This is a genomic window from Roseateles hydrophilus (assembly GCF_026712245.1).
GTDB lineage: Bacteria > Pseudomonadota > Gammaproteobacteria > Burkholderiales > Burkholderiaceae_C > Pelomonas > Pelomonas hydrophilus.
In genome coordinates this window covers 228,196-239,980 of the sequence record NZ_JAPPUY010000004.1, presented here as the reverse complement: position 1 = coordinate 239,980, position 11,785 = coordinate 228,196, and the positions used below count along the sequence as shown (strand labels likewise).

The 11,785-nt window shown below is 68.9% G+C and carries 12 protein-coding genes; all 12 read left to right on the top strand.

What is annotated here, in order from left to right; genetic code table 11:
• The first annotated feature begins 11 nt into the window (after nucleotides 1–11).
• The 12 genes from ispC to NYO99_RS16050 all read left to right on the top strand — a co-directional run bounded on the left by ispC (nucleotide 12) and on the right by NYO99_RS16050 (nucleotide 11,781).
• The gene (ispC, locus tag NYO99_RS16105; protein WP_268168268.1) at nucleotides 12–1,178 is read left to right on the top strand and encodes a 1-deoxy-D-xylulose-5-phosphate reductoisomerase; all 1,167 of its coding nucleotides are present in this window, start codon (nucleotides 12–14) and stop codon (nucleotides 1,176–1,178) included.
• Nucleotides 1,175–2,536 carry an RIP metalloprotease RseP gene (rseP, locus tag NYO99_RS16100; protein WP_268168267.1) on the top strand — a complete coding sequence of 454 codons (1,362 nt, stop codon included), beginning with the start codon at nucleotides 1,175–1,177 and terminating at the stop codon, nucleotides 2,534–2,536. The genes ispC and rseP overlap by 4 nt, the downstream gene beginning before the upstream one ends.
• A 14-nt stretch (nucleotides 2,537–2,550) precedes the next feature.
• Nucleotides 2,551–4,866: an outer membrane protein assembly factor BamA gene (gene bamA, locus NYO99_RS16095; protein ID WP_268168266.1), complete on the top strand. Its 2,316-nt coding sequence runs from the start codon at nucleotides 2,551–2,553 to the stop codon at nucleotides 4,864–4,866.
• 2 nt (nucleotides 4,867–4,868) lie between these two features.
• Nucleotides 4,869–5,375, top strand: coding sequence for an OmpH/Skp family outer membrane protein (locus tag NYO99_RS16090; protein WP_268168265.1), 507 nt, complete (start codon nucleotides 4,869–4,871; stop codon nucleotides 5,373–5,375).
• Between the two features lie 13 nt (nucleotides 5,376–5,388).
• The gene (gene lpxD, locus NYO99_RS16085; RefSeq protein WP_268168264.1) at nucleotides 5,389–6,417 is read left to right on the top strand and encodes a UDP-3-O-(3-hydroxymyristoyl)glucosamine N-acyltransferase; all 1,029 of its coding nucleotides are present in this window, start codon (nucleotides 5,389–5,391) and stop codon (nucleotides 6,415–6,417) included.
• Nucleotides 6,414–6,875 carry a 3-hydroxyacyl-ACP dehydratase FabZ gene (gene fabZ, locus NYO99_RS16080; protein ID WP_268168263.1) on the top strand — a complete coding sequence of 154 codons (462 nt, stop codon included), beginning with the start codon at nucleotides 6,414–6,416 and terminating at the stop codon, nucleotides 6,873–6,875. Before lpxD ends, fabZ begins: the two co-directional genes overlap by 4 nt.
• Before the next feature lie 11 nt (nucleotides 6,876–6,886).
• Nucleotides 6,887–7,675: an acyl-ACP--UDP-N-acetylglucosamine O-acyltransferase gene (gene lpxA / locus NYO99_RS16075; RefSeq protein WP_268168262.1), complete on the top strand. Its 789-nt coding sequence runs from the start codon at nucleotides 6,887–6,889 to the stop codon at nucleotides 7,673–7,675.
• Nucleotides 7,676–7,678: 3 nt separating this feature from the next.
• Nucleotides 7,679–8,803 carry a lipid-A-disaccharide synthase gene (lpxB, locus tag NYO99_RS16070; protein ID WP_268168261.1) on the top strand — a complete coding sequence of 375 codons (1,125 nt, stop codon included), beginning with the start codon at nucleotides 7,679–7,681 and terminating at the stop codon, nucleotides 8,801–8,803.
• A complete protein-coding gene (gene rnhB / locus NYO99_RS16065; RefSeq protein WP_268168260.1) occupies nucleotides 8,775–9,395 on the top strand; it encodes a ribonuclease HII in 621 nt (206 codons plus the stop codon). Before lpxB ends, rnhB begins: the two co-directional genes overlap by 29 nt.
• A complete protein-coding gene (locus NYO99_RS16060) occupies nucleotides 9,392–10,162 on the top strand; it encodes a TrmH family RNA methyltransferase (RefSeq protein WP_268168259.1) in 771 nt (256 codons plus the stop codon). Before rnhB ends, NYO99_RS16060 begins: the two co-directional genes overlap by 4 nt.
• 78 nt (nucleotides 10,163–10,240) lie before the next feature.
• Nucleotides 10,241–10,429 carry a hemin uptake protein HemP gene (locus tag NYO99_RS16055; RefSeq protein ID WP_268168258.1) on the top strand — a complete coding sequence of 63 codons (189 nt, stop codon included), beginning with the start codon at nucleotides 10,241–10,243 and terminating at the stop codon, nucleotides 10,427–10,429.
• 170 nt (nucleotides 10,430–10,599) lie between these two features.
• Nucleotides 10,600–11,781 carry a DUF2325 domain-containing protein gene (locus NYO99_RS16050; protein ID WP_268168257.1) on the top strand — a complete coding sequence of 394 codons (1,182 nt, stop codon included), beginning with the start codon at nucleotides 10,600–10,602 and terminating at the stop codon, nucleotides 11,779–11,781.
• Nucleotides 11,782–11,785: the final 4 nt, after the last annotated feature.

The window sequence follows — 11,785 nt, the reverse complement described above, 5'->3', positions numbered from 1 at the left end:
GTTCCTCTGTCATGACCCGCCAACGCGTCTGCGTCCTCGGCTCCACCGGTTCCATCGGCGTCAACACGCTGGACGTGCTGGCCCGCCATCCCGACCGCTACGAGGTCGTCGCGCTCAGCGCGATGAGCCGCGTCGATGAGCTGCTGGCCCAATGTCTGCAGTGGCGCCCGCGCTTTGCGGTGATGCCCGAGTCGGCCGCGGCGGCGCGGCTGCGCGAGCGCCTGCGCGAGGCCGGCAGCACCACGGAGGTGCTGGATGGTGCGGCCGCGCTGGCCGATATCGCTGCGCACCCTGATGTGGACACCGTCATGGCGGCCATCGTCGGCGCGGCTGGCCTGGCGCCGGCCATCGCCGCAGCGCGTGCCGGCAAGCGGCTGCTGCTGGCCAACAAGGAGGCCATCGTTGTCGGCGGCGCGTTGTTCATGCAGGCGGTGGAGCAGGGCGGTGCCACGCTGCTGCCCATCGACAGCGAGCACTCGGCCATCTTCCAGTGCCTGCCCGAAGACCGCACGACCTGGCACGACCGCATCGACCACATCGTGCTGACCGCCTCCGGCGGCCCGTTCCGCACCCGCGACCCCAAGACGCTGGCCGACGTGACGCCCGAGCAGGCCTGCGCCCACCCGAACTGGGTCATGGGCCGCAAGATCTCGGTCGACTCCGCGACCATGATGAACAAGGCGCTGGAGGTCATCGAGGCCCGCTGGCTGTTCAACCTGGCGCCCGAGCAGATCAAGGTGCTGATCCACCCGCAGAGCATCATCCACTCGATGGTGGTCTGCCGGGATCAGTCCGTGCTGGCCCAGCTCGGCACGCCGGACATGCGCGTGCCCATTGCTTATGGCCTGTCCTTCCCCGAGCGCATCACGTCGGGTGCCAGCCAGCTCAACCTGCTGACCACGCCCAGCCTCACGTTCGAAGAGGCGGATGCGACGCGCTTCCCTGGCCTGCACCTGTCCTGGCAGGCGCTGCGCGGCCCTGAGGGCAGCACGGCGGTGCTGAATGCGGCCAACGAGGTGGCGGTGGACGCCTTCCTGAACGGCCGCCTGCGCTTTGACCGCATCCCGGCGCTCAATGCCCAATGCCTGGCCGATGTGCAGCCGGGCGACTGCGGCAGCATCGAGGCGCTGCTGGATCTCGACGCCCGCACGCGGGCTCACGCCCTGACGCTGCTGTGATCACGCCGCTTGCGTTCCTCGCCGCGCTGGCGCTGCTGATCACCATTCACGAATGGGGCCACTACCGGGTGGCGCGGGCCTGCGGTGTCAAGGTGCTGCGCTTCTCCATCGGCTTCGGCCCCGTGCTGTGGCGCCGAGTCGGCCGCGACGGCACCGAGTTCACCTTGTGCGCATTCCCGCTCGGCGGCTATGTGCGCATGCTGGACGAGCGCGATGGGCTGGTGTTGCCGCATGAGCGTGCGCAAGCCTTCAATCAGCGCCCGCTGCGCCAGCGCTCGGCCATCGTGGCGGCCGGGCCTGCGGCCAACTGGCTGTTGGCCATCGTGCTGTTCGCGGCGGTGGCGTGGCTGGGCAGTGAGGTGCCCAAGGCCGTGCTGGGCACGCCGCCGGCCGGCTCGCTGGCGGAGCGGGCCGGTTTGCGTGCGGGTGATTGGGTGCGTGCGGTGTCGCATGACGGCCAGTCCTGGGATGAGGTGCAGGCGATGCCCGACCTGATGGTGCAGGTGGCCAAGGCCCAGGCACTGGGCGAGGCGGTGCACCTGACCATCAGCGATGCGAGCGGCCACGGCTCCCGCAGCGCCCGGCTCGACATCGACCAACTGGCCAGCCGCACGGCCGACCGCCGCCTGGCGGACGACATCGGCCTGTTTCCGCTCAGCGAACCATTGATCCAGAAGGTGACGCCAGGCGAGCCCGCAGCGGCGGCAGGCATCCAGGTGGGCGATCGTGTGCTGTCGGTGGATGGCCGAGCGGTGGCCGATGCTGGGCAACTGCGCGATGCGATTCTGCGTGCCCGCGATGGCGATCAGCCGCGCACGATGGTCTGGCAGGTGGAGCGCGCGGGCCAGGTCGTGGAGCTCACGCCCACGCCGGCCATCGTCCAGGAAGGCGGCCGCAGCGTGGCGCGACTGGGCCTGTACCCCGGTTCTGCGCCGGAGCGGGTGCTTGTCAGCTACGGGCTGCTCGACAGCATTGGGCGCGGCGCGCAGCAGAGCTGGGACACGGCGGTCACCATGATCCGTGTGATCGGCCGCATGCTGGTGGGTGAAGCCTCGCTCAAGAACCTGGGCGGGCCGGTGGCCATTGCGGGTGCGGCCGGCCAGTCGGCACAGGCGGGCCTGGTGCCTTACCTCGCGTTCCTCGCGAGCATCTCCATGAGCCTGGCCGTGCTGAACCTGCTGCCGCTGCCAATGCTGGACGGCGGGCACCTCATGTATCATCTTTTCGAGGGTCTGAGCGGCCGCCCCGTGTCTGAACGGTGGCAGCAGCAACTGCAGCGAGTCGGCTTGCTGATCCTGATGCTGATGATGGCCTTGGCCCTTTCCAACGACGTCGCCCGCCTCGCGGGCTGGCACTGAAACTCCCGGTCTCCATGTCCTTTTTTCTACGTTCGGGAGCGAAGAAACGTCGCCCCTCAGTCCTGGCCTTGGCTCTGTTGGGGCTGTTCCAGTCGGGGCTGGCCTGGGCCGTCGACCCCTTCGTGCTGAAAGACATCCGCGTCGAAGGCCTGCAGCGCACCGACCCCGGCACCGTGTTCGCGTCGCTGCCCTTCCGCATCGGCGACACCTACAACGACGAGAAGGGCGCGGCCGCACTGCGCGCGCTGTTCGCGACCGGCCTGTTCAAGGACGTGCGCATCAGCATCGAGGGTGACGCCGTCGTCGTCATCATCGACGAGCGCCCCATCATCGCCAACGTGAACTTCGTCGGCCTGAAGGAGTTCGATACCGAGGCGCTGTCCAAGTCGCTGAAGGACGTCGGCATCGGCGAAGGCAAGCCCTTCGACCGTGCGCTGGCCGACCGCGCCGAGCAGGAGCTTAAGCGGCAATACCTGACCCGCAGCCTCTACGGCGCCGAGGTCACGACGACCATCACGCCCATCGAGCGCAACCGCGTCAACGTCAGCTTCAACGTGACCGAGGGCGAGCCGGCCAAGATCGCCGAAATCCGCATCCTGGGCACCAAGGTGTTCTCCGAGAGCACGCTGCTGGGCCTGCTGGAGCAGACCAGCTCCGGCTGGCTGACCTGGTACACCAAGACCGACCGCTACTCGCGCGCCAAGCTGAACGCGGACCTGGAAACCATCCGCAGCCACTACCTGAACCGCGGCTACCTGGAGGTGGCGGTCACATCCACCCAGGTCACGATCTCGCCGGACAAGCAGAGCATCAGCATCGCCATCACCATCAGCGAGGGGCAGCCGTACACGGTGACCGGCGTGAAGCTGGAAGGCGACTTCCTGGGCCGCGAGGAGGACTTCAAGCACCTCGTGTTCCTGAAGCCCGGCCAGGCCTACCAGGGCGAGGCCGTGGCCGCCACGACGCGTGCGTTCAGCGACCTGTTCGGCACCTACGGCTACGCCTTCGCCCGCGTGGACAGCCGCCCCGAGATCGACCGTGCGACCGGCCAGGTGGTCGTCACCTTCGTCGCCGAGCCGCAGCGCCGCGTCTACGTGCGCAAGGTCATCATCTCCGGCAACTCGCGCACCCGTGACGAGGTCATCCGTCGCGAGTTCCGCCAGTTCGAGTCGGCCTGGTACGACGGCCAGAAGATCAAGGCCTCGCGCGACCGCGTGGAACGCCTGGGCTACTTCAAGGACAAGGAAGTCAACATCGACACCCAGGAGGTGCCGGGCGCGCAGGATCAGGTGGATGTCATCCTGACCGTCGTCGAGCGCCCCACGGGCGCCATCACGGTGGGTGCCGGCTACTCCAGCCAGACGAAGCTGTCCTTCACCGGCTCCATCCGCCAGGACAACGTGTTCGGCTCGGGCAACTACCTGGGCATCGACATCGCGACGGCCCGCACCGGCCGCCAGCTGCAGGTCTCCACGGTGGACCCGTACTTCACGGTCGATGGCGTGTCCCGCGCGCTCGACGTGTTCTACCGCACGACCAAGCCCATCAACACGCTGGGCGAGGAGTACGAGTACGTCACCAAGGGCGGCTCGGTGCGTTTCGGTGTGCCGTTCTCCGAGCTTGACACCGTGTTCTTCGGCATCGGCTACGAGCAGACGGACATCACCACCTCGCGCGGCCTGCCGCAGAGCTACTTCGACTACGTCAACCGCTTCGGCACGCGCAGCGATTCCATCCCGCTGACCATCGGCTGGCAGCGCGACAGCCGCGACAGCGTCATCACGCCGATGAAGGGCCGCTACCAGCGCGCCAACTTCGAGCTCAGCACGCTGGGCGACGTGCGCTTTGCGCGCCTGAACCTGCAGCACCAGGAGTACTTCGAGATCACCAACAAGATCACGCTGGGCATCAACAGCGAGCTCGGTTGGGGTGAGGGCCTGAGCGGACGGCCCTACCCGATCTTCAAGAACTTCTACGCGGGTGGCCTGGGTTCCGTGCGGGTGTTCGAGGCTGGCACGCTGGGCCCGGTGGACCCCACCGGCTCCTACAGCGGCGGCAACCGCCGCTTCAACCTGAATGCCGAGCTCTACCTGCCGGTGCCCGGCAGCGGCAACGACAAGAGCTTCCGCATCTTCCTGTTCGCTGACGCGGGCAACGTCTGGGGCGAGCACGAAAAGCTCAAGCTCGACAGCGTGCGCGCCTCGGCCGGTATCGGCCTGTCGTGGCTCTCGCCCATGGGCCCGCTGCGCCTCAGCTACGGCAAGCCTATCCGCAAGGAACGCACGGATAGAATCGAGAAATTCCAATTCCAGATCGGGACTGCATTCTGATGATGAGCAAGCTCTTGCAATCGGCGGCTCTGGCCGCGTCGATGATGGTGGCCACCTCGGCCGTGCAAGCCCAGGAACTGAAGATCGGCTACGTCAACAGCGAACGTGTGCTGCGCGAAGCCAACCTGGCCAAGACGGCACAGATCAAGCTGGAAACGGAGTTCGGCAAGCGCGAGAAGGACCTGCGTGACCTGGAAACCAAGCTGCGCGGTGCCGCCGAGAAGCTGGAAAAGGACGCGCCCACGCTGTCCGAAGCCGAGCGCAATCGCCGCCAGCGCGATGTCGTCGAACAGGAACGCGACCTGCAGCGCAAGCGCCGGGAGTGGCAGGAAGACCTGACCCAGCGCAAGAACGAGGAACTGTCCGTCGTCGTCGAACGCGCCAACAAGGTCATCAAGCAGATCTTCGACGCCGAGAAGTACGACCTGATCCTGCAAGACGCCATCCACTTCAGCGCCCGCGTGGACATCACCAAGAAGGTGATCGACGCGCTGAACGCGCAGAAGTAAGCCGCTGGCCACCATGAGCTCGACGACCGTCGCGCTCACCGAGCTGATCGCCGCCTTGGGCGGCGATTTGCTTGGTGGGTCCGAAGTCCGCATCGCCCGCATCGCTCCGCTGGACGAGGCGGACGGCGACTGCATCAGCTTCCTCGCCAACCCGCGCTACCAGGCCCAGCTGGGCACGACGCGGGCGGGCTGCGTCATCGTAGCGCCGGCTTTTGCCGAGGCGGCCGCCGCCCGCGGTGCGGCCATCGTCACACCAGACCCCTACCTCTACTTCGCCCGCCTGACGCAATGGTGGGCGGCCCGCACGCGCCCGGCGGCGAGCGTGGGCGTGCACCCCAGCGCTATCGTGTCGCCCGAGGCGACGCTGGGCCGCGATGTGGAGATCGGCCCGCTGGCCGTGGTGGAGGCGGGGGCCGTCATCGGCGACCGCGCACGCATCGGCGCGCACTGTGTTGTCGAACGCGATGCGCAGGTGGGCGAGGGCACGCGGCTGGCGCCGCGCGTGGTGCTGGGCTATGGCTGCCGCATCGGCGCGCGTGGCCTGGTGCACAGCGGCGTCGTCATCGGCGCCGATGGCTTCGGCCTCGCACCGAGCAAGCAGGGCTACGTGAAGATCGAACAGCTCGGCAATGTGAGCATCGGCGATGACGTCGAGATCGGTGCCAACACCTGCATCGATCGCGGTGCGCTGGCCGATACCGTCATCGAGGACGGCGTGAAGCTCGACAACCTGATCCAGATCGCCCACAACGTGCACATCGGCAAGAACACGGCCATGGCGGGTTGCGCGGCGGTGGCGGGCTCCACCCGCATCGGTGCGAACTGCACCATCGGTGGCGCCGCCAACATCATCGGCCACCTGACGCTGGTGGACGGTGTGCACATCTCCGCGGCGACGACGGTCACGCGCAGCATCGCCGAGCCGGGCGTCTACAGCGGCCCCCATCCCTTCGAAGAAAACTCGAGCTGGCAGAAGAACGCGGCGACGCTGCGCCAGCTCCACACCCTGAGAGAGCGTGTGCGCGCGCTGGAAAAGAAATGACGACCGAGACGATCACGATGGACATCCATGAAATCCTGACGCGCCTGCCGCACCGCTATCCCATCCTGCTGGTGGACCGCGTGGTCGAGCTGGTCAAGGGCGAGCGCATCCGCGCGATCAAGAACGTCTCGATCAACGAGCCCTTCTTCCTGGGCCACTTCCCGCACCGGCCCGTGATGCCGGGCGTGCTCATCCTCGAAGCCATGGCCCAGGCTGCCACGCTGTTGGCACTGCGCAGCATGGACATGGTGCTGGACGACAAATCGGTGGTCTATTTCGCCGGCATCGACGGCGCGCGCTTCAAGCGCCCGGTTGAACCGGGCGACCAGCTTGTGTTGGAGGTGACGCTGGGCCGCGCCAAGGCCGGCATCTACAAGTTCAGCGCCCGCGCGCTGGTGGGCGACCAGCTCGCGGCCGAGGCCGAGCTGATGTGCACCATGCGCCGCCTGGACGCCTGAGGACGCGCGCGATGGCCATCCACCCCACCGCCATCGTCGACCCCGGCGCGCAGCTGGACAGCAGCGTCGAGGTCGGCGCCTACACGCTGATCGGCCCGCACGTGAAGATCGGAGCCGGCACCAAGGTCGGCCCGCATTGCGTCATCGAAGGCCACACGACCATCGGTCGCGACAACACCTTCTTCCAGTTCAGCTCCATCGGCGCGGTCAACCAGGACAAGAAGTACGCCGGGGAGCCGACGACGCTGGTCATCGGCGACCGCAACACCATCCGCGAGTTCTGCACGCTGAACGTCGGCACGGTCCAGGACCGCGGCGAGACGACGCTGGGCAACGACAACTGGATCATGGCGTACTGCCACCTGGCGCATGACGTCGTCATCGGCAACGAGTGCGTGCTGGCCAACAACGCGACGCTGGCCGGCCATGTGCACGTGGGCAACCACGTCACCATCGGCGGCCTGACCGGCATCCTGCAGCGCATGCGCATCGGCGACCACGCGATGATCGGCTTCCAGGCGCATGTGGCGCAGGACGTGCCGCCCTTCATGACGGTGGACGGCAACCCGCTGGCGGCCCGCGCGGTCAATGTCGTGGGCCTGAAGCGCCGCGACTTCAGCGCCGAGCGCATCGGCGTCATCCGCCAGATCTACAAGCTGCTCTACCGCATGGGCCACACGCTGGACGAGGCCAAGGCGGCGATCGCCGCGCTGCGCGGCACGGAGGGCGGCGCGGCCGATGGCGACATCGACACCATGCTGACCTTCCTCGCCGCGTCGACCCGCGGCATTGTTCGGTAACTGATGACGACCGCGCCCCGCCTCGGCATGGTGGCCGGCGAGGCCAGCGGCGATCTGCTGGCCGGCCTGTTGCTGCAGGGTCTGCGCGAGCGCTGGCCCGGCCTGGCCTCCGAAGGCATCGGCGGCCCGAAGATGATCGCCCAGGGCTTCGAGACCTGGTGGCCGCACAGCAAGCTGTCCATCTTCGGCTATGTCGATGCGCTGCTGAACATCCGCGAGCTGCTGTCCATCCGCAAGCAACTGGGCACGCGGCTGATCTCCAACAAGCCCGATGTGTTCATCGGTGTCGACGCGCCCGACTTCAATTTCGGCCTGGAGACGCGGCTGCGCGAGGCGGGCATCAAGACGGTTCATTTCGTGTGCCCGTCCATCTGGGCCTGGCGGCCCGAGCGCGTCGAGAAGATCAGGGCGGCGGCCGACCACGTGCTGTGCCTGTTCCCGTTCGAGCCCGAGATCCTGCACCAGGCCGGCATCGGCGCGACCTACGTGGGCCATCCGCTGGCCGATGCGATTCCCCTGGAGCCGCCGCGCGCCGCGTCCCGCGAGGCGTTGAAGCTGCCCGAGCAGGACACCGTCATTGCGCTGCTGCCCGGCAGCCGCAAGAGCGAGATCAAGTACATCGCGCCGGCGCTGATCGGTGCGGCCAGGCTGCTGGCCAAACCGGGGCGACGCTTTGTCATGCCCGTAGTGCCGGGCCTGCGGGGCTTGGTGGAGCCCATGCTGCAGGGCGCCGACATCCAGCTCGTTGACGGCCAGTCGCACGCCGTGCTGGCCGCCTGCGACCTGACGCTGGTGGCCAGCGGCACGGCCACGCTGGAGGCGGCGCTGTTCAAGCGGCCCATGGTGATCGCCTACCGCATGCACTGGCTGAATTGGTGGCGCATGAAGGACAAGGGCCTGCTGCCCTGGGTGGGCCTGCCCAACATCCTGGCGCGTGACTTCCTCGTGCCTGAGCTGATCCAGCACGCCTGCACGCCGGAGAACCTGGCCCGCGAGGCCGAGGCGCTGCTGGCCGATGCGCCGCGCCGTGCCGCGCTGCACCAGCGCTTTGTGCAACTCCATGAGCTGCTGCGGCAAGACACCGCGCGGCGCGCCAGTGATGCGATCGCGACGCTCATCGGTGCCTGAACAGGTGTCGCTGGACTGGACGCCGCCCGGCCTCGTCGCTGGCGTGGACGAGGCCGGCCGCGGCCCGCTGGCCGGCCCGGTGTTCGCCGCCGCCGTCATCCTGGACGACCTGCAGCCCATCGCGGGCCTCGCCGACTCCAAGGCGCTGACGGCGGCGCGGCGTGCGCGGCTGTACGACGAGGTGCGCGCCAAGGCGCTGTGCTTCTGCATCGCGCAGGCGTCCATTGAGGAGATCGACCGCCTCAACATCCTGCAGGCAACGATGCTGGCCATGCAGCGCGCGGTGAACGGGCTGCGCCTCAAGCCGGCGCTGGTGCGCGTGGACGGCAACCGCCTGCCGGTGCTGCCCATGGCGGCCGAGGCCATCGTGAAGGGCGATGCCACTGTGCCCGCCATCTCGGCCGCCAGCATCCTGGCCAAGGTTGCGCGCGATCTGTTCTGCGAGCAGATGCACGCGAGCCACCCGCAGTACGGCTTTGCCGCCCACAAGGGCTATGGCACGGCCGAGCACCTGGCGGCGCTGAAGGCCCATGGCGCCAGCCCCTGGCACCGCCGCAGTTTTGCGCCCGTGCGGGCGGTCTGTACCGAATGAAGCTGGATCACATCACCTCGCGCGACAACCCGGCCCTGGTGAGGCTGCGCAAACTCGCGGCCGACCCCGGCGGCTACCGCAAGAGCGGCAGCGTGTGGCTGGAGGGCGACCACCTGCTGCGCGCAGCACGGCAGCGCGGCTGGCCGCTGGGGCTGGTGGTCGTCACCGAAGCGGCCTTGCAGGACGAGGCCTTGCGCGCACTGGCCGAGGCGGCCGCACGCGCGCTGGTCGTGCCCGCGGCGCTGTTCAAGGGCCTGAGCGGGCTGGAGTCGCCCGCGCAGATCGGCGCCGAGCTGGCGCTGCCGCCGGCCGCGGCCATCGACCCCGGCGCGGCCAGCGTCGTGCTGGACCGGCTGCAGGACGCCGGCAACGTGGGCGCCATCCTGCGCAGTGCGGCAGCCTTCGGCGTGCGCCAGGTGCTGGCGCTGAAGGGCACGGCGGCGTTGTGGTCGCCCAAGGTGCTGCGGGCCGGGCAGGGCGCGCACTTCGGTCTGCGCCTGATCGAAGGCCTGGCGGCGGACGACCTCGCCCAGCTCGCCGTGCCAATGATCGCCACCAGCTCCCACACCGAGCATGTGCTGCACAAGGTGGCCTTGCCGTCGCCGTGCGCCTGGGTCATGGGGCACGAAGGGCAGGGCGTGTCGCCCGCGCTGATGGCGCGCTGCGCCCTCACGGTGGGCATCCCGCAGCCCGGTGGCGAGGAGTCGCTGAACGTCGCGGCTGCCGCGGCCATCTGCCTGTACGAGAGCGAGCGCCAGCGCGGCTGAAACGGTCTCGAGCCCCTGACAGGGGACAGAGGATGCGAATGACTTGCAATTGAGAACTGTTCTCATTAAAGTCGTCGCATGCTTGCTGATCACGACCCACGCCCACCGTCCCGTTTGCCCTCGGTGCCGTTGCCGGGCGCCGGGCCGCTGCGCCATATCGACAGCGCCGCGCTGCTGGGCCCGGGCGGCGAGGTGCTCATCCATCACCAGCAGCAGGTCTACCGCCTGCGTGTCACCAGCCTGGGCAAGCTCATCCTGACCAAGTAGCGCCCGGGCTCGCGCCCGCCTTCACTCGTTACCCGCGCCAGCCAGCCCTCGCCAGCCCGCGCTCTTTTTCGGAGCTCACATGTTGACGAACCCTGCTGTGCGGGCCGCTGCTGGCCCCGCCCATTCCCGTCTGCATCCAGGCCAGCGGCACGCGCTGCGGGGAGGGCGTCATGGCTGAGGCCTGCTGCGCCGCCCATGCGGCTGTGCTGCCCACGGCGGGCTCGCGCCGCCGCCGCCTGTGGGAGCTGGGCAGCCATGCGCATTGCCCGGTGATCGGTGTGTGCGTGCCGCTGGAGCGCGTGCGCGTGCTGGCCAAGAAGCTGCTGGTGCTGCAGGGCGACGAGGACGACTACACGCTGCACTGCAGCCTCGTCACCGCGGCCGCACGCCGCAACGCGGTGGCCGAGGCGCTGCAGAAGGACCTGGAGCAGCGCTTCACGCTGGACATCCGCAGCGCCGGCCAGGCGAAATGCCGCGAGTCGCTGATGACCTGGTGGCGCAGCCGCGCCGCGCAGGGCGAGATTGCCGGCGCCCTGTGGGCCACGCTGACGCATGCGCGCTGCGACGAGTGGCTGGAGATGCGCGTGCTCGGCCAGGTGCACATGCTGCAGCACCAGGTGGGCGCCGCGCAGCGGGTGGACATGGCGCGCCACCGCGAGTTGCTGGCCGAGCACCAGGCGCTGTCGCGCGAGTACGCCGAGGCGCAACAGCGCGTCACCGCCTGGAGCCAGGAGCGCGCTCGCGAGCAGCAGGCCTGGGAGCAGGAGCGCATGCAGCAGCGCGCGCTCGTGATCTCGCTGCAGACCCAGCTGGCCCAGGCCCAGGAGCAGCTGCTGCACTGGCAGTCGCTGCGCCCCGACCTGCCGGAGCGCGAGCAGCTGCGCGAGCGCCTGGCCGAGCAGACCGAGCGCAACCACGCGCTGCAACGCGAGCTGGCCCGGCTGACGCCGCGCGCGGTGGCGGCAGAGCCAGCGCACGCGGCGCCGTTGCCCGCGCCGGCGCAAGACCTGGCCCTGCCCGTCAAGCTGGACCATCGCGTGGTGCTGTGCGTGGGCGGCCGGGGTGGCAGCGTGCCGCAGTACCGCCAGGCCGTGGAGGGCTGCGGTGCGCACTTTCTGCACCACGACGGCGGCGCCGAGCACAAGCCCGCGCAGCTGGAGCCCCAGCTCGCTGCGGCCGACCTCGTCATCTGCCAGACCGGCTGCATCAGCCACGACGCCTACTGGCGCGTGAAGGACCACTGCAAGCGCCACCACAAGCGCTGCGTGTTCGTCGAGACGCCCAGCCGCAGTGCCTTCGAACGTGCGCTGGCTCAGGCCGCCGCGAGCGAAGGCAGCGCACTGCCGACCTGAGGGC

What these genes read in the sequence shown, in the direction of transcription:
- ispC (WP_268168268.1), top strand. Translation starts at nt 12, where the DNA reads ATGACCCGCCAACGCGTCTGCGTCCTCGGCTCCACCGGTTCCATCGGC.
- bamA (WP_268168266.1), top strand. Translation starts at nt 2,551, where the DNA reads ATGTCCTTTTTTCTACGTTCGGGAGCGAAGAAACGTCGCCCCTCAGTC.
- NYO99_RS16090 (WP_268168265.1), top strand. Translation starts at nt 4,869, where the DNA reads ATGAGCAAGCTCTTGCAATCGGCGGCTCTGGCCGCGTCGATGATGGTG.
- lpxD (WP_268168264.1), top strand. Translation starts at nt 5,389, where the DNA reads ATGAGCTCGACGACCGTCGCGCTCACCGAGCTGATCGCCGCCTTGGGC.
- fabZ (WP_268168263.1), top strand. Translation starts at nt 6,414, where the DNA reads ATGACGACCGAGACGATCACGATGGACATCCATGAAATCCTGACGCGC.
- lpxA (WP_268168262.1), top strand. Translation starts at nt 6,887, where the DNA reads ATGGCCATCCACCCCACCGCCATCGTCGACCCCGGCGCGCAGCTGGAC.
- lpxB (WP_268168261.1), top strand. Translation starts at nt 7,679, where the DNA reads ATGACGACCGCGCCCCGCCTCGGCATGGTGGCCGGCGAGGCCAGCGGC.
- rnhB (WP_268168260.1), top strand. Translation starts at nt 8,775, where the DNA reads ATGCGATCGCGACGCTCATCGGTGCCTGAACAGGTGTCGCTGGACTGG.
- NYO99_RS16060 (WP_268168259.1), top strand. Translation starts at nt 9,392, where the DNA reads ATGAAGCTGGATCACATCACCTCGCGCGACAACCCGGCCCTGGTGAGG.
- NYO99_RS16055 (WP_268168258.1), top strand. Translation starts at nt 10,241, where the DNA reads ATGCTTGCTGATCACGACCCACGCCCACCGTCCCGTTTGCCCTCGGTG.
- NYO99_RS16050 (WP_268168257.1), top strand. Translation starts at nt 10,600, where the DNA reads ATGGCTGAGGCCTGCTGCGCCGCCCATGCGGCTGTGCTGCCCACGGCG.